This window comes from Xanthomonas sp. NCPPB 3569 (assembly GCF_041475645.2).
GTDB classification, from domain to species: domain Bacteria; phylum Pseudomonadota; class Gammaproteobacteria; order Xanthomonadales; family Xanthomonadaceae; genus Xanthomonas; species Xanthomonas phaseoli.
Window position 1 is genome coordinate 2844466 of the sequence record NZ_CM192969.1, and the last position, 17595, is coordinate 2862060.

Sequence of the window (17595 nt, forward strand, 5' to 3'; positions counted from 1 at the left end):
TGGGTGACACGGCCGCCCGACGCTACCGGTTGTGTCGGCCAGTTTTGAACAGCTGCGCTGATGCACACTGCGATGACCAGCGTGCTGCGCAGGCCATCGGTACGGTCTATCTATATAATCGCTACGTCGCGATCATCCTCGGCTACACGCGCCTGGTTGACGCTCCAACCCGCAGCGCCCCGCCGCCGGTCTCGCGCCCTCCTGTCATGCAGCGCGCCCGCGCATCGCGCGTACGCCTGCGCGGTCAGGACGGCATTCAAGCGTGCCCGGCGCATCAGGCTCATTGCTCATCGGCCAGGGTGATGTCATCGCCGGCATCGGCCGCTGGCGCGGCATCGTCGCCGAAGGGTGCGCCCAACATCGCCAGCATGGCAGCCCGCGCCTTTTCACCGAGGTCGTGCGCACGTGTCATGGTTTGCCGTGCTGCACGTGTCTGTGCATCGATGTCGCCTAACGCATCTGATTCTTCAGCCAGCCTGGCGCGCACGCCGTGCGCTAACGACATCAGCGCAACGATGCGATCGCGTGTCTCTGCCGATTGCTGCTGGACCCTGCTCAGTTTCGTTTGCGCCTCTTCGAGTACCCGCACTGCCTCATCCTCGCTGGCGGTGTCGTTCGCCAACGCATCGGTGCTCGTGGCATGCATGCGCAATACCCGCAGCGCTTGGCGTCGGATGTCGGCATCGCGCTCGGCATGTTCGATAGACTGACGCTCTAGCTCAGACACGCGCTGCAGATCCGCCAGACGCTGCAACAGGTCGTTCAACCTGTCGTCCAGGTCCTGCAGTTGCGCCTCTTGCGCGTCATACGCCTCTGCAGTCTGGCGCAGAAGGTAGTCGATCGCTGCAATCAGTGACGACTCACTTTGTGCAGCCTGCCGCAGTAATTCGAACGCATGCTGAGCTACCGCAATCTCCTCCATTGCGCTGCGCCCGGCCATCAGGTGATTTAGGCGACCGTGCGCCTGGTCAAGCGCATGCTCGGCCTGTGTCACCACCTCCCTGCAGGCGTGCAACGACGCAAGCGCTTGGCGCAAGCTCCACGGCGCGATCGCCGCTTCGGTGATGTCCTGGCCTGTTGGCGCAAGTCTGGCCAACAAGCGGTCGATGCGTTCGCCTGCCTTGGCCTGTGCGAGCCCCACTGCCTCCATCAGCGCAGCGCAGTTGCGGCGCTGCGCATCAACTCCAAGCGTTTGTTCTTCCAGGCGTGCCAATTCGCGCGTCAACGCGCGTAGATGAGGACCCTCCGGCGGCGTGCCCGTCTGCAGATGCCGTTCAAATGCAAGCTCGCGCGCCTCCTGTAACCCTGGGCGCTCGGCCCGCGGGGAGACCCTGCCCGGTTGCGGCACTTGCGCACGCTGAGGTTGCCCAAGCGCCTGCACGCCGGCCTGCTGCAGACGGTCCAGGGGGCGGCGCAGCGCACGCGCACCGGCTTCGAGGACTTCCGCCCCTTCGATGCGGTCGTACAACCCGTAACGGAACTGAATCTCCGCCTCGAACAACTGGTGCGAGGCGACCGCCGTCGACACCACATTGAGCAGCGGCAGACCGACACGACTGGTGACCGGATTTTCGTCGGTATTGTGAACGGCGATGGCCGCAAGCCGGTACAGATCCGGCGATTGCTGCGCGGCAACCAGAACGTCCTGCCAGGACATCCCGTCGCTGGACACCGGCAATCCCAGTGCAGCTGCTGACTGCGCATGCTGCCTGGCGGCTAGGGCGTCGTTGATCGCCACCATCGCCTGCGGCCGCATCTCAAACACGAAACGAACCTGATTGACATACGGGATGTCCTTGAATCTGCGCAACGCCTCATCCAGCCCGGGAATCTTGCGTCGTATCTCGGCAACGTCGCGCATCTTCTCGCCCAGCGCGCAGTGGCCGATGGCATGACTGATTACCGCGTCGAGCGATTCGCGTCCGAACATGTTGATCTCTACGCGGGCGCCGGGAATCACGCGCGCCCGCTGCTGGATGGCTGCAGCGTCCTCCTGCCGCAGCTGATGCAGCATGTCGACCACTGCCGCGCGCTCGGCCGCCGTACCGCCTTTCCACAGCGATGCCGCCGCGGCACTAGTCGCTTGCGCGGCGAGCGTCCGCTGTCGCGCCAGGGCTGCTCCGCCGAGTGCCGCGCCAGCTTCGATGGCCAGCGCGTCGGGACCCTGGATACGTTCGAGCGCCTTGCGCAGCACGACACTGCGCTCTTCCGGCGTGGACGGATACTCCATCGCGCTCAGTTCGGCGCTGCTTTCTGGAAAAACGGCCGTGAGCCGTGCGCGCAACGTGTCCCATCGATGCCGCGTCACCGGCTGCGCGGCATTCGTATCCAGGGTGCGCTTGTAGCTGGCAGTGCCCAATAACGGGCCGGTGCGCGTATCGTCCAGTATTGCGTTGGTTGGCAACTGCACGTCGCTAGACGCCACTCGCACACCGGCCAGCTGCAGCGTGCCGGCACCGGTGACGGCATTGACCAGCCGTTTGAAATTGCGTCCAAGTACCGAAGTCAATGTGCCACCTGAATTGATGCCGGCATTGACCTCGGCATTAATGCCGATGCGACCCTGGAATTCCAGGCCGATGATGTCTTGCCAGGCGTGGTCCAGATGCAATTCCATCTGGCTCCATTGCACCCCGATCTGCGCCGTCATGCCGACCGGCACCGACACCGTAATCGCGCTGCGCGGACTGCCGGTGGCTGCGCCCTGTGCGGTGGGCTGTTTCGCGCCGAAGGGATGCCTGACTGCCAGGGGATTCACAGCCAGGTTGACGTTGAGCGACGCGTTGATGTTGGTTTCAAACAGATCCAGGCCGATCGCCCCATCATTCACACCTGCACGTAACAGGCAGGTGGTATCGTCGGCGTACCGGTCGAACAACAGTCTGGCAAATTCGGGGATGGTGTCCGGCGACAGGATGACTGCCGCGCCCACGCCATGTTGATAGGTCCCCCCCACGCCTAGATTGGCCGCGCCGCCCCAGGTTGCAGACACTGTTTGCCCCGGGGCGTCCACATACACATGTCCGCCGGTCCCCGGGCCCGGTTCAAGATCAATGCTCAGGCCTGCGGTTGCGGACGCGGTCGCTTTTGCGTGGCGCACGAAGAAGGCCACCAAGCCCGCGTCGCCGTCCTTCGAATCGCCGATGCGCTCGACGCCCAGCGCGTGGATGGCCTCCCCTCCCATACCGACATTGATCGGATTTACATGCATCCATTGCACCGACCCCAGCGAGCCGCGCAGCTCGGCCGAGCGCACCCGAGTCGAGAAGAAGGTGCTGCGATTGAACAGGTCCTGCAGCACATCGATCATGCGCGATGCCATTTCATCTGGGGCGCTCCCCTGCGGCAGACCAAGACTCTTGAGCAGCTGCAGCTGGCGGGCGCTGCCGGGAGTAGTGACCTCTTGCCGAAAGGTCGACACCACGTCATCGAATGCCTCCAGTTCGCGCCAGGACGACAGCCCCAGCTTGGCCAGCGCATGCAACCCGGACTGCTGCCGCCTGGCGTCGGCTGCCTCCAGCGCCTGCGCGTCGTGAACGCCCAGCAGCGCGTCGTACTCAACCAAGCCTGCGAGCAGGCAGGCGCTGCGCAGCGCATTGGGCGCATCGGCTGCGTTGGCGGCTTGCTCCTTCTGGGCCGGCAAAGCGACCTTGGCGGTCTTGAGTCGATGGACGACCTCACGCAACTCGGCAAGCAGCGCATGCTCGATGTCGCTCAGTGCCTGCGGATGTAGCGCTGCGCCACCGGCCAGCGCAGCGATGCAACGGTCAAATGAGGGCATCAGGTCATCATCCTTCTGCACCACAGCGCGAGTGACCGCAGAACGCGCCCGCCGCCAAAGTTCGGCGACGCGATAGCTGGGAGTCGAACTTGTCCGCTGGATGGAGGCCCCGTCCGCCATGGAAAAATCGGCGGCCAGCGCGCCATCGCGGAATCCGATCTTGCGCAGATCGCGCAACAGCCCGGTCAAGGCCGTTTCGCGCAAGGCCACCAGGCGCGCATTCTGTTCAGCCGAAAGCCCATCAACCGGTTGGCGCTCAGACGCCGCAGCGGCAATACGCACCTCGGCCAGGACAGGCAAACTCTCGAACAGTTCCAGCGCAAGCGACTGGGCCTGCATCGCCTCCTGGCGGACGCCGGCAAGTCGCTGTTGCTGCGGTGTGGGTGGCTGTGTCACGCCGGTCCATCCGGCCAGCGTGCGCACAGCACCTCCGACTATGTCTGTCATCACTTGCGCGAGCGCGGTGGCCTGAGCGCGACCACTCTCGACCAGGACCTGCACATTCGAGCTCAAACTTAACGGATCGGTGGACGTGGTGCCCAGCAAGGTCGTGCTGATCGCCGCGTCGTGGTCGGGCGTACTGATCCGACTTGCCTGCTGCTGGTTTATGTGGGCATTGGTACCGGACTGGGTACTGGCAGCGGCGACTTCCTCGAGTGACGGAGACGCGGCAACGCGTGCCGCCAGGAGGGTGCCATCTGCAGCCGTCATTGCTGGCAACACGGCGTGCCAGCGCGCGCCCAACTGCACCTGGAGTCGCCCGGTACGCGTACTGCGCAGCCCACGCGGTGGCGGTAGCGTCTTTGGCAAGGTGATCTGCACCGCATCCCACTGCCCGTGTTCTGCAAGCCGGTATAGCTGCACAGGCCCTTGGTGAGGGTGGTCTAACGCATACAGCACATCGTCCAACCCGACCGCGATTGCCAGCGGGCGTTGCAGCGGGGGGATGCTGCCGCGGTTGCCTTCCGCATCCACCTTGAGCAACGTTCCCGACGCCGTCATCACTACCGCGCTGCGATCTGCATGCACTGCCGCCTGGACAAGCTCTTCGTCGAAATGGGCGATTGGCTTGCAGCGCACCTCCACTACATCCGGCACCACGATGAGCGGCCCACCGGAAGGCGTGGTGGGCACCGCATCGGCCGCCAGCCAGGTGGTCCGCCCGGGAAGCGTGATGTCGACCAGTTGCGGCGGCGAAGCCAGCAACGCAAACACTGGCCGACGGTCGACGAAGCCACGCGCTCCGGTATGCAACGAGACAACGCCGGTGAGTGGAGCGCCATCGGCAAGCTTTAGCCGCTCCCATGGCTGGTCTGGCGCGGGCGAGTAGTGCAGCACCCCGTCCAAATGCCCCAGCCGGGCATGTCCATCCAGCACCACCGGCGACTGTATCGCCTCATCGGCGGGCAGCTGCAGCCCTTCGCTGCGCATCAGCAGAAGCGGACGGTCGAGCATGAACGCCGGCTGGAATCTCGCTTGTCCTGCCGGCCGTTGCAACGCGATGCGGTGCCCGGTTCTGTCTTCCAGCACAAGATGCACACCGTTGTCGGTGACAAGCCCGATGGACGTGACCGCCCATCCCTGTGAGCGCTCCAGCCGATCCGGCAAGGTCAGGCGCCGTGCAGCGATCGGCCCGGTTCCGCGCAGATCCGCCTCATACACGCGCCCCTTGTCATCGAGCATCAACGCGGTGCCGGCGTCAGGATGCGGCAGCGGCAGCACATCGACCGGCACCGCAGGCGTCGGCTCGAAGGCTGGGCCGCCAGGCACCGGACGCAACAACTCCACCATCCGGTCGGGCATATCCTCATCGCAACGCCGGAACAGGCCATCATGCAGCAGGCATGGCCTGCCATCGGCATCGAAACGAAGCACGGCGCCGTCCGGTAGATCGTCGACGCTGACGGATATCTGCTCACTGCCGGCGCGCCAGCAGTGAGCACCCGCCTGCAGATACACAGCGCCATCGGCCTGCAGGCCGAGCATGCGGATATCGGCAGCTGCACCGCACGCGGCGGGCAGCGGAACCGGTACCCAGCGCCCACGCGCATCGGCGCGATGCAGCTGGTTAGCACGACAGGTGAAACACTGACCATCGGTCGCCTGCCAGATACCGGTCAGCAGACCAATCGGCGGCTCGGCAAGCTGGCTGGCGATCTGGTCGGCGGTCGGCGCCGTGCCGGTGCGGCGTTCGACGTCCGGATGCACGGTCAACCCTGCGATCAGTAAACCTGGCGTTGTGGTGAAGAACGCCTCGTTGCGTGGCATCCGCGGATCCTTGGGATCGGCCACATAGCGCAGCAGACGTCCACCGCCGCCTAGCGCCGATTCGCTCTGGATCGCCGGCCGACGCGCAAGACAAGCGTCAATTATGCGAGCGACCTCGCGATCCGACGCGGAGGCGCCGTCGAGCTGCACGCTGGCACGTCGGCCGTGCTGCGACGGGGAACTGCGCAGGCGGACCGCGGTGGTTGAGGTGCTGGATGCGCGTCGCCTTACCGGCAAGGCGCCCGGCGCATGCGCCGGAGACTCAGGGAAAGGCGGCCGCGGTGAGACTGTGGTCGGCACCGACGTGTCTACCGAATCTGGTGCCGGCAGCGACCGAGACGCACTTGAGGAAGCGATGGAGTGTGATGTGGTCATCGAACTATCCAAAAAAATGGGATGCTCGGCGCGACGTCTGCAGGGCGACGCCTCACACGGCGTGAAGTACCGCAGATGTGCATTCCCGATCAAGACAGGCCCACGGATGCCTGACAGTGCGCGGAGCATGCGTAGGCAATCCATTCGGCTTGATCGGAAACACTCGATGGGCGCGGGCAACGCCCAGGCCCTCACTTGGCGCACCGACGCATTGCCAGTTCAGGCCAGACGGCGAGCCCGCCAGAAACGCGAGCTCACGCGGGCGCTGGCAAACTCAGGGTGTGCACGCAATTGAACACGCTCACGCCCCGAGCGTGACGCTGTTGCCTTGCTGTGATTAAGCGCATATCGTCCTGCCTCCCAGAAGAAATGACATCCGTCAGAATGTATCGCTGCGGACACGTCGGGCATTCAACGTCCCGCTGCTCACCCCCTAAAGTAGTGCGCTGAGCATCGCGCGGAATGTCGAATGCGAAGCGCCGCGCGCGATGGCGAAACGTGGCGCACTGAAATTCCGACCGTATCGATCAGTTGCGACGTGCGTCGCCTAAACGATCAACGGCGCAAGAAATGCAGCTGTTCGGCTCTTGACATATTGAGCTACCGCAGCCGGCGTGCCTGCGACAACCACGTTGCCGCCAGCGTCACCCGCGCCCGGCCCCATCTCCAGCACCCAGTCGCTGCTGGCGGCCACGCGCATATCGTGTTCGACCACGATCACCGTGTTGCCTGCGTCGACCAGCCCTTGCAGTTGGCCCATCAAGGTATCCACGTCGGACGGATGCAGGCCGGTGGTCGGCTCGTCCAGCACGTAGACGGTGTCGCGTCGCTGCGCGCGTTGCAGCTCGGTCGCCAGCTTGATGCGCTGCGCTTCGCCACCGGATAGCTCGGTGGCCGGCTGGCCAAGACGCAGATAGCCCAGCCCCACTTCGCGCAACACCTGCAACGGGCGCAGCACGCTGGCATCGTCGGCGAAGAAACCGGCTGCCTGATCCACCGTCATTTCCAGCACCTGCGCGATGTTGCGACCGCGTAGCGCAATCTCCAACGTCTTGGCGTTATAGCGTGCGCCGTGGCAGGTGGGGCACGGTGCGTAGACGCTGGGCATGAACAGCAATTCCACGTACACCGAGCCTTCGCCCTCGCAGGTGGCACAGCGGCCCTTGGCGACGTTGAAGGAGAATTGCCCCGGGTCATAACGGCGCCGGCGTGCGGCCGACGTGGCCGCAAACAGCTTGCGCACCGGGTCGAACAGGCCGGTGTAGGTGGCCAGATTGGAGCGCGGGGTGCGGCCGATGGGCTTTTGATCCACGCGCACCAGCCGGCGCACCTGATCCAACCCGGCGACAATCGCACCGCCCAACGGCACCTGCGTGCCGCGCTCCAGCGGATCCAAGGCGTCTTCGTCCTCTGCCTGCGACTGCCCCAGATGGGCGGCCAGCAGTTCTACCAGCGCCTGACTCACCAACGACGATTTGCCCAAGCCGGACACACCGGTCACGGTGGTGAAGACACCCAACGGCAGGTCCACATCCAGCGCGCGGACGTTGTTGCGGGTGATGCCGCGCAGCTGCAGCCAAGCGCTTGCCACGCGCGCATGGCGATGCACCTGCGGCGGTGCGCCGAACAGATAGCGCCGCGTGGACGAGGCCTGCACCTGCTCCAATCCTGCGGGCGGGCCGCTGTAGAGCACCTGCCCGCCCTGCACGCCGGCTGCCGGGCCGACATCCACGATCCAGTCTGCATGGCGGATCACGTCCACTTCGTGTTCGACCACGAAGACCGAGTTTCCGGCCGCCTTGAGTTGATCCAACGCACCCAGCAGCGCCTGCGCATCGGCGGGATGCAAGCCGGCCGATGGTTCGTCCATCACGTACACCACGCCGAACAACTGCGAGCGGATCTGCGTGGCCAGCCGCAGCCGTTGCAACTCGCCCGGCGACAAGGTGGGCGTGCTGCGCTCCAGGCTGAGATAGCCCAGACCCAGCGCCTGTACGACGGCAATGCGCGCGCGCAGATCCGCGGCGATGCGTTGCGCGGCGATCACCTGTTCCGGATGCTGGCGCGCCCCCTTGCGCGTACTGTTGGAGGGCGTGGCTTCGGCGGCGGGGCGCAGCAGCTCGGCCACCTCGTCCAGCGGGCGCCGCGACAGCTCCCCGATATCCAGCCCGGCAAAGGTGACCGACAAGGCCTCGCGGCGCAGGCGCTTGCCGTCGCACTGCGGGCATTGCGTGCTGAGCAAATACTGCGCCACGCGCTTTTTCATCTGCGCGCTTTGCGTGGTGGCGAAGGTGTGCAGCACATAACGCCGCGCACTGGTGAAGGTGCCCATGTAGCTGGGCTCTTCCTTGCGCTTGAGTGCGCGCTTGACCTCGGCCAAGTTGTAACCGGCATAGACCGGCACCACCGGCTGTTCGTCGCTAAACAGGATCCAGTCGCGGGTCTTCTTCGGCAGCGTGTGCCATGGCACATCCACGTCATGGCCCAGCGTGGTGAGGATGTCGCGTTGGTTCTGCCCATGCCATGCGCCCGGCCAGGCGGCGACCGCGCGCTCGCGAATGCTCAGGCTTCGGTCCGGCACCATGGTCGCTTCGGTGGCGTCATAGATGCGCCCCAGGCCGTGGCAGGTCGGGCAGGCGCCGGCCGGCGTGTTCGGCGAAAAACCGTCGGCGTAGATGATCTCCTGCCCCGGCGGATACTGGCCGGCACGCGAATACAGCATGCGCAACGAGTTGGAAAGGTGGTGACGCTGCCCACCGAAGAGCGTGCGCTGGGCGCGCCGCGCGCCTGCTGCAGGGCCACCGCCGGTGGCAGGCCATCGATGGAATCCACCTCCGGCACACCGACCTGGTCGATCAGCCGCCGCGCATACGGCGAGATCGAATCCAGATAGCGCCGCTGCGCCTCGGCAAAAATGGTGCCGAACGCCAACGACGACTTGCCCGAGCCGGAAATGCCGGTAAACACCACCAGCGCATCGCGGGGGATGTCCACATCCACGTTCTTGAGGTTGTGCTCGCGCGCGCCGCGCACGCGCACGCGCACGCGCACCAGGCCAGTGGAAGACGTCGCGTTTGACATGACTACCGAAACCAGAGATCGACAAGACGCCAGCCTAGCGTGCGCGGCATGCAGCCGGTGTCAGCGATGCTGATCGAGCGCAGGCAACACCTGAGGTGCCAGGCGCTGCAGATGGCATGCAGTGGCCAACGAGGCGCGGGGGCGCCTTCGTCAGATGGATGTGGGCAGCGCGTAGCAGTCACATCTTTTGTGTGGTCGCTGCCGCTGCCTGGCGTGAGCCGCTCGTGCCTGAGGCGCGTACCGCCCTCTCTATGCGGCGCTTAACCTAGCGCATGCGCCGGCGACACCTGCTCGCCGGTGTCGGCCAGGGCATGCATGCGCCTCACCACGCCACTGAACAGCCGCGCGGTGGCGGCATTGCGGGTACGGAAGACCTCTTCCAGCGCGGCGTAATACCACAACGTGCCTTCGCGCCCGGCGGTAAACACATTGAAGATGTCCTGACCGACCGCAGGATTTTCCAGGTCCTGCACGATGCTGCGCGCGTTATAGAGCTTGTCGCAGCCGGACACCAGCAGCGCGCGCTCGGGCGTCTTGCGCAGGTGCGCAAGATAGGCCTGCTTGCGCTCGCGCCAATCGCGTTTGCGTGCGCGCTGGCTGTTGTCCACCTCGGCCTTGTCTTCGGCAGTGGCATCGGTGCACGCCATCACGATATCGGCCACCGCATCGCCGAACTGTGCGCGGATCGAGGCCTCGTGCCCGCCGCCGCAGTCTTCCACCACATCGTGCAGCAGGCCGGCGATGGCTTGTTCCTCATCGCCGCCGCATTCCAGCACCAGCGTCGAGACGCCCAGCAAATGACTCAGGTAGGGCACCTGCGTGCCCTTGCGCACCTGCCCGGCGTGCGCGATACGCGCGTAGTCCACGGCCAGGGCATAGCGTTCGGTGAGAGCGGTCATGGGGCATCCGATGCGAGCGATGCGCCTAGTATCGCCGAGCCCGACTGCCGACAGGTGAGGACACCGCCATGAGTGATTCAGGCTCAATGCTGCGCGATCGCGGCCGATAGGTCTAGGCTGCACCTACGCCGTTCGATGACCCAACGCCATGACCACGCTTCCTGTCTGCAACGCCTGCCGCGACGGCCAAGACTTCCCCACCGCGATCACCATGGCCTTCCAGCCGATCGTGGACGTGTCCACCCGCAGCATCTACGCAGGCGAGGCGCTGGTGCGCGGCATCAACGGCGAGTCGGCCGGCAGCATCCTGGCCGCAGTGGATGAGCGCAATCGCTACGCATTCGACCAGGCCTGCCGCATCAAGGCCATCGAATGCGCTGCGCAGATTGGCCTGCCGGCGCTGCTGTCGATCAACTTCATGCCCAACGCGGTCTATAACCCCGAGCATTGCCTGCGCGCCACGCTATCGGCCACCGCGCAACACGGTTGGCCGCTCGACGCCATCATCTTCGAGGTCAGCGAGCAGGAACATCTCACCGATCCGGCGCATCTGCTCGGTATCTTGCGCACCTATCAGGCGCGTGGCATGAAGACCGCCATCGACGACTTCGGCGCCGGCTACGCCGGGCTCGGCCTGCTGGCCGAGTTCCAGCCGGATCTGCTCAAGCTGGACATCGCCCTGGTCCGCGGGATCGACACCGACCGCAGCCGCCAGGCCATCGTGCGCCATGTCACCCGCATGTGCGAAGAACTCGGCATTGCCGTCATCGCCGAGGGCATCGAACAACCCGACGAATACCGCACCCTGCGCGACCTGGGCATCCACCTGCAGCAAGGCTATCTGTTCGCCAGACCCCAGATCGGAGAACTACCGAAGGTGCATTGGCCGCAGTGAGCGTGCGGGTGTGCGCACGAACGACGCAAATCTGCGCGCCAACCAGCAAGCGCAACACGCAGGCGCAAGCGCACAACGTCCCAACCAGCGGCAATCGAACGCGCGGAAACCGCTCTTACGATTCCCCAATCCCGATCCCGATCCCGATCCCGACACCGCCTCGCAAGCCACCAGCGACCGCCGAACACCACGCGGCGCCACTCACACATACCGCGGAATCGGCCCCAGCTGCGGCGTCTGATCCGGCAGTTCCACTTCCACCTCGTCCACATAGCACCAGCCCCAGCCTTCGGGCGGGTCGTAGCCTTCGATGATGGGATGGCCGGTGGCATGGTGATGCGCGGTGGCGTGGCGATTGGGCGAGTCGTCGCAACACCCGACATGGCCGCAGCTGCGGCACAGGCGCAGATGCACCCAGACGCTGTCGATGGCCAGGCATTCTTCGCAGCCGCGCGCACTGGGCGTGACCTGATTGATTTGATCGGTATGGCGGCAGTGCTGGCTCATGCGCTGGTCGACTCCTGGGTGGCGCTGGCAAGTTCGGAGACCGGCACCGGGTTGGCCTGATGTGCGAGGTACTGGTGGATCTGCGCGACCACGGCGGCGCCCTCGCCCACTGCGGCGGCCACGCGCTTGACCGAGCCCGCACGCACGTCACCGATGGCGAACACGCCCGGGCGATTGGTTTCCAGCGGCAAGCACGCCGGCACGCCGTCGCCACGCGCGGTGCCGGTGATGACAAAGCCGCGCTTGTCGGTGTCCACGCAATCCCGCAGCCAACCGGTGTTGGGGTCGGCACCGACGAACAGGAACAGGTGCCGCAACTCCACGCGGGTGGTTGCATCGTCCTTGCGCGTGCGCAACACCGCAGCCTGCAGGCCGCGCTCGGGGTCGCCCTCCAGCGCGGCCACTTCGGTGCCGGTGTGCAGCTGCACGTTCGGCAACGCGGCGATGCGTTCGATGAGGTATTGCGACATCGAGCTTTCCAGCCCATCGCCACGAATGATCAGATGCAGTTCCTTGACCCGAGGCGCCAGGAACGCCACCGCCTGCCCCGCAGAATTGCCGCCGCCCACCAGCGCCACCACGCCGCCCTCGCACAGGCGCGCCTCCACCGGCGAGGCCCAGTACGAGACACCGTGGCCTTCGAAGCAGTCCAGCCCCTCGATCTCCGGGCGCCGGTAGCGCGCACCCGAGGCGATCACCACCGTGCTGGCCAGCACTTGTTTGCCATCGGCCAGATCCAGCTTTAGCGCGCCATCGTCGCGGCCGCATTCCAGCGTGGCCGCCTCGATCGGAATCGCCAGTTCCGCGCCGAATTTCAGCGCCTGGTTGTACGCGCGCCCGGCCAGCGCCTGCCCGGAAATGCCGGTGGGAAAGCCGAGATAATTTTCGATGCGCGCCGACGCACCGGCCTGCCCGCCGATGGCGCGCTGGTCCAGCACCAGCACCGACAAGCCTTCGGATGCGGCATACACCGCCGTCGCCAGGCCGGCAGGGCCGGCGCCCACAATCGCCACGTCGTAACGTTTGTCCGGGTCGATGTCCGGCGTCATGCCCAGGCAATGCGCGGCTTCGGCGTCGCTGGGCTGGCGCAGCACCCGCCCGCTGGGGCACACCATCACCGGCAGATCGTGTTCCTGGATGCCCAGGCGCTCCACCAACGCGCGGCCGTCGTCGTCGGAGACATCCATCACCGTGTTGGGGTAGCCGTTGCGGGTCAAAAATCCCTGCAGACGGGTCAGATGCGGATCGTTCGGCTCGCCGATCAGCACCGAACCGGAAGCATCGCCCTCGATCAGCCCGACGCGGCGCAGGATCAACGCACGCATCACCACTTCGCCCACTTCGGCCGAACTGATCATCAGCGCGCGCAGATGCGCGGTATCGAAGGGCAGCGCCAGGCAGCCGTCCGGCCCGGCACGTCCGGCCGCCAGCGACGCGCGCCCGGCCAGCTGACTCACCTCGCCGGTGAACTGGCCGGGCGTGTGCCGGGTGATCGGCTTTTCGTTGCCCAGTCCGTCGCGGCGCACCACTTCGATGGCGCCCTCCAGCACCACCCACACCGGCGCGTGGGCATCGCCAACCTCGAACACGGGATCGCCCGCGCCGAACCGTTGCGCCGGCCCGCTGGCAAATCGCCGGGTGATCGACAGCTGGCCCGCGTCCAGCTCGGGAAACATCTGATGGTGGCGGGTCTGGTCCAAAGACATGGAGGGGCGACGCGGCTAGGGGATCACATGCAAGCATGGGCAGTGGTGATGGCAATGGCAATCACCCGAAATGGTCACGCATCGCCGCGACAGCGTGCAGACACCGGGCAAGCGTACGCGAGCGCGTGCTGCGGCCGGTCAGGCGCTTGCAGCTGGTGAAGACCGCACGCGTTCGGCGTGGGGAATCCGGCGCGGCCGATACACCCGGCAAGCAATCATCCGCCAGGTGCAGACCGCGCATGGCAAACGCAGGATCCGCATGTTGCATCCCGCGCAAAGTAACCCTTGTGCGCGTCCGACAACTGCACAGGCGTTTTGTGAGCTGCCCGATCAATCGAGCCCAAGCCTGGGCACTACGACCGCACGGGCTGCCAATGTGGCCCATGCTGCCCGGCCGCCATGCGCTGGGCCGGGCGCACGCGAAACACCACACTGATGCGCTCGCCCACCGCGCCCGTGGTTTTGGCAATGCCGTGCGCGTGCGTGTGTTGCGAAGCGTGGCTCATCGCCAGCAGGCTCCCCGGTGCCAGCTCTAGCGCAACCGCCCGCGCGTTGCCGTCCTTAGCGCGCAGTTGCATCCGGCGCGGTGCACCCAGCGACAGCAGCGCGATCGGATGCGGTGCCACCAGTGTGTGCAATGCGTCGTGATGCATTGCCACGCTGTCGCGCCCATCGCGGTACAGATTCAAGCCCGCCGCGTTATACGGCGCCGGGAGCACCGCCTGCACCGCATCGAGCAAGCGCTGCAGCGGCAATCCCGCAGGCCATGTTTCATCCAACCGATACGAGGCCAGCAGGCGCGGCACCTCCACCACCCGTTCGTACATTTCGCGGCGCTGGCTGCGCCAATCGGCGCCCTCGCGCAGTGCGTCGAACGCGGCCTGCGTCAGTGCGGGCGGCAACAGCTGCGGCCAATAGCGCACGCCACCTTGCTGGTCGTGCAGCACCTGCAGCGGTGCGATGGGAGCGTTGAACAAATCCATCAACGCAATATGCGGGCGCCTGCAGCAGATTTCAGCGCCACGCCTTCGTCGCCCATGGCGCCAGCCGACCAGTTCAGCTTCACGCTGCGGTACACAAAGCGCCGCACCGTTCTCACGTACGGCGATCAAGCATGCCTGCTCGTTTTCGTGGAGAGATCGCATGCATCGCCCCCCCTCCTGCCCACGTGGTGATTTGCGGCGTGTCCAGCGGCATCGGGCAAGCACCTGGCATTGCCGCGGCATCGACGGTGGCGACCGGCGGCGCCCCGGATTGCGCGCACGCTCTCCCCGCGACAAGGTGTTGATCGGTGCCGCCGCTGCAGCAGTGGCGGGTTTGGCGGTGCTGGCGTCACGGCGCAGGGAAATGGCTGCGGTGTGCGACTGCGTTGGCGACCGTTGCGCGTTCTCGCCGGCGATTGCCTAACGCGGACCACGCGGAGAACACAGACTAACGTCCATGCAGCACGACAGCCGCCAGATGTGCCGCGGTGCGTGCCCAAGCAACCACGTCGATCACGCGCGCCTGCTCAGCGAACCCAACCATGACCACGATGGCCATCGCATCCTCTCACCTGTAGCGCGCCCGCTCAGCTGTGCTACGGTCCGGCGCTGCATCCGCCTGGAGCACTTGGCATGTCGTCTCGCTTGATCGCCCCACGTCGGGCTCGTTGGCTGGCATTGCTTGCCGCCGTCGTCGCAGTGTTCGGCAACGCGGCGCCGCGTACGCCTGCAACTGCCTTCGACGCAGTGGACCCGTTCATTGGCACCGGTGGCGAAGGCCATACCTATCCAGGTGCCACGGTACCGTTCGGCATGGTGCAGCTGAGCCCGGATACGCAAATCAAGCCGCGCAAGGACGCCTACGGCTGGGCAGCTGGCTATCGGCATAGCGACACCACCATCGTCGGGTTCTCGCATACGCATTTTTCCGGCTCCGGGCATTCGGATCTGGGCGACATCCTGCTGATGCCGCAGGCCGGCGACATCAAGCTCGAACGCGGCGACGCCAGCAAGCCGGGCAGCGGCTATACCGCGCAGTTCGACCACGCCAGCGAACAGGCGCAGCCCGGCTATTACGCAGTGACCTTGAAAGACCGCAACATCCGCGCCGAACTCACCGCCAGCGCGCGCGTGGGCGTGCATCGCTATCAGTTTCCCAAAGGCACGCCGGCGCATGTGCTCATCGACCTGCGCACCAGCCTGTACGACTACCCCGGCAAGGTGCAGTGGTCGCGGCTGCGGGTGCGCAGCGATGGCACGGTGACCGGCTTTCGCGAAACACGCGGCTGGGCGCCCGGCCGGCAGCTGTATTTCGCCATGCGCTTCTCGCGTCCGCTCACTGCCACGCAACTGCATGACACCGAGCAGGACATCCCATACAAGGGTTTCCCACCACCGGGCGAAAAGAATCCTGCGCAGCGCGCGCAGATCGAAGGCCGGCAACTGGTCGGTGTGTTCGACGTGGCCAATGACGGCACACCGCTGGTGGTGAAGGTGGCGCTCTCGCCGGTCAGCGAGGCCGGCGCCATCGCCAACCTCGACGCCGAAGTGCCTGGCTTCGATTTCGATCGCGTACGCACCGATGCACGTGCGCAATGGACGCAGGCGCTGTCGGCGATCGATGCACAAGGCACCACGCAACAACGCACCCAGCTCTACACCGCGCTCTATCACACCCTGCTGGGGCCAACGCTGTTCATGGACAGCGACGGCCGCTACCGCGGGCCGGACAATGCGGTGCATCAGGCAAATGGCTGGACCAACTACTCCACCTTCTCGCTGTGGGACACCTACCGCGCCTTGCATCCGCTGCTCACCCTGGTGCAACCGGCGCAACGCAGCAGCGACGTGGTCAATTCCCTGCTCGCCTCGCGTCGCGAAAGCGCCTACGGCATCCTGCCGATATGGGCATTCCATGGCCTGGAAACCTGGTGCATGATCGGCTACCACGCCGTCCCGGTGATTGCCGACGCGTACATGAAAGGCATCGGCGGCTTCGACGCAGAGGAAGCCCTGCAGGCCATGGTCGCCAGCGCCAACTACGGCCCGTACGATGGCATTGCGCAATACCGCGAGCTGGGCTACGTGCCCATCGACGAAGAAGGCGAAGCCGCCTCCAAGACGCTGGAATATGCCTTCGACGACTGGACCATCGCGCGCATGGCCGACAAGCTCGGCAAGCCCGCCATCGCTGCAGAATTCAACAAGCGCGCAGGCAACTGGAAGCATGCCTTCGACCCGGCCACCGGCTACATGCGCGCGCGCACCCGCGCCGGCAACTTCCGCGAGCCATTCGACCCATCTGCCAGTGGCTACGGCAGCGACTACACCGAAGGCAATGCGTGGCAATACTCCTGGTACGTGCCGCAGGACGTGGCCGGGCTGGCTGCCGCGCATGGCGGCGACGACAACTTGCTTGCCCGGCTGGATGCAGTGTTCGATGCCAAGGTGGACCCGAAGATCTTCGAGCACATGGAAGACATCACCGGCCTGATCGGCTGGTACGCGCACGGCAACGAACCCAGCCATCACGTTGCCTATCTGTATGCGTATGCCGGCCAACCGTGGCGCACGCAGGCGCGCTTGACCCAGATCATGCGCAGCCAGTATCACGCCGGGCCCGAGGGCCTGGCCGGCAACGACGATCTCGGCCAGATGTCGGCCTGGTACGTGTTCACCACGCTGGGCTTCTACCCGGTGGCGCCCGGCAGCAATCAGTACGTCATCGGCCGCCCGTTCCTGCCGCGTGCCACGCTCAACCTGCCCAATGGCAATCGTTTCTCGATCATCGCCGAAGGCGTGAGCGATGCACGCAGCTACGTCGGCAGCGCCACGCTCAACGGCAAACCGCTGACCCGCGCTTATGTGACACACGAGGAAATCCAGGCTGGCGGCGAACTGCGTTTCCGCATTCAGGCGACACCGAATCCGCGATGGGCCACCGACCCGGCGCAGCGGCCGTATTCGATGTCGGCGCAGCTGCAATGATCCAACGCCGTTGCGAGATGTAGCGCCCGGATGATCCTGCAGGGATGCATCCCGCAGGAAATGAGGTGTCTGCGCGGCTCCACCGACCGTTCGCTACATTTGGTCAGCGCCC

Annotated in this window: 8 protein-coding genes and 2 pseudogenes; 2 read left to right on the forward strand and 8 right to left on the reverse strand. The window is 65.7% G+C overall.

The features are described from left to right. Window positions 1–280: 280 nt before the first annotated feature. From ACCQ03_RS12500 to ACCQ03_RS12510, 3 genes and pseudogenes are all read right to left on the reverse strand, one after another. Complete coding sequence (locus ACCQ03_RS12500; RefSeq protein ID WP_209227333.1) at window positions 281–6286, reverse strand: coiled-coil domain-containing protein; 6006 nt, start codon at window positions 6284–6286, stop codon at window positions 281–283. A gap of 685 nt (window positions 6287–6971) precedes the next feature. Then, window positions 6972–9505, reverse strand: a pseudogene (locus tag ACCQ03_RS12505) (excinuclease ABC subunit UvrA). Between the two features lie 260 nt (window positions 9506–9765). After that, window positions 9766–10404: an HD domain-containing protein gene (locus tag ACCQ03_RS12510; protein WP_209227331.1), complete on the reverse strand. Its 639-nt coding sequence runs from the start codon at window positions 10402–10404 to the stop codon at window positions 9766–9768. A 148-nt stretch (window positions 10405–10552) separates the two neighbouring features. On the opposite strand from ACCQ03_RS12510, the gene ACCQ03_RS12515 reads away from it, so the two are divergent. Further along, window positions 10553–11299, forward strand: coding sequence for an EAL domain-containing protein (locus tag ACCQ03_RS12515; RefSeq protein ID WP_057678210.1), 747 nt, complete (start codon window positions 10553–10555; stop codon window positions 11297–11299). 201 nt (window positions 11300–11500) lie between these two features. Here ACCQ03_RS12515 and ACCQ03_RS12520 read toward each other — a convergent pair whose 3' ends face one another. The 5 genes and pseudogenes from ACCQ03_RS12520 to ACCQ03_RS12540 form a co-directional block, all read right to left on the reverse strand. Then, window positions 11501–11806: a UBP-type zinc finger domain-containing protein gene (locus ACCQ03_RS12520; protein WP_209227329.1), complete on the reverse strand. Its 306-nt coding sequence runs from the start codon at window positions 11804–11806 to the stop codon at window positions 11501–11503. Beyond that, a complete protein-coding gene (locus ACCQ03_RS12525) occupies window positions 11803–13512 on the reverse strand; it encodes an FAD-dependent oxidoreductase (protein ID WP_209227327.1) in 1710 nt (569 codons plus the stop codon). Before ACCQ03_RS12525 ends, ACCQ03_RS12520 begins: the two co-directional genes overlap by 4 nt. Before the next feature lie 61 nt (window positions 13513–13573). After that, window positions 13574–13780: a hypothetical protein gene (locus tag ACCQ03_RS12530; RefSeq protein WP_057679936.1), complete on the reverse strand. Its 207-nt coding sequence runs from the start codon at window positions 13778–13780 to the stop codon at window positions 13574–13576. Window positions 13781–13865: 85 nt separating this feature from the next. Further along, complete coding sequence (locus tag ACCQ03_RS12535; RefSeq protein ID WP_209227325.1) at window positions 13866–14495, reverse strand: alpha-ketoglutarate-dependent dioxygenase AlkB; 630 nt, start codon at window positions 14493–14495, stop codon at window positions 13866–13868. Window positions 14496–14526: 31 nt separating this feature from the next. Then, window positions 14527–14709: pseudogene (locus ACCQ03_RS12540) on the reverse strand (hypothetical protein). A gap of 419 nt (window positions 14710–15128) precedes the next feature. Here ACCQ03_RS12540 and ACCQ03_RS12545 point away from each other — a divergent pair. Continuing rightward, window positions 15129–17483 (forward strand): GH92 family glycosyl hydrolase, encoded by a 2355-nt coding sequence (locus ACCQ03_RS12545; protein WP_209227323.1) that lies wholly within the window; start codon window positions 15129–15131, stop codon window positions 17481–17483. The last annotated feature ends 112 nt before the right edge of the window (window positions 17484–17595 follow it).

What these genes read in the sequence shown, in the direction of transcription:
- ACCQ03_RS12510 (WP_209227331.1), bottom strand. Translation starts at nt 10,404, where the DNA reads ATGACCGCTCTCACCGAACGCTATGCCCTGGCCGTGGACTACGCGCGT.
- ACCQ03_RS12515 (WP_057678210.1), top strand. Translation starts at nt 10,553, where the DNA reads ATGACCACGCTTCCTGTCTGCAACGCCTGCCGCGACGGCCAAGACTTC.
- ACCQ03_RS12520 (WP_209227329.1), bottom strand. Translation starts at nt 11,806, where the DNA reads ATGAGCCAGCACTGCCGCCATACCGATCAAATCAATCAGGTCACGCCC.
- ACCQ03_RS12525 (WP_209227327.1), bottom strand. Translation starts at nt 13,512, where the DNA reads ATGTCTTTGGACCAGACCCGCCACCATCAGATGTTTCCCGAGCTGGAC.
- ACCQ03_RS12530 (WP_057679936.1), bottom strand. Translation starts at nt 13,780, where the DNA reads ATGCAACATGCGGATCCTGCGTTTGCCATGCGCGGTCTGCACCTGGCG.
- ACCQ03_RS12535 (WP_209227325.1), bottom strand. Translation starts at nt 14,495, where the DNA reads ATGGATTTGTTCAACGCTCCCATCGCACCGCTGCAGGTGCTGCACGAC.
- ACCQ03_RS12545 (WP_209227323.1), top strand. Translation starts at nt 15,129, where the DNA reads ATGTCGTCTCGCTTGATCGCCCCACGTCGGGCTCGTTGGCTGGCATTG.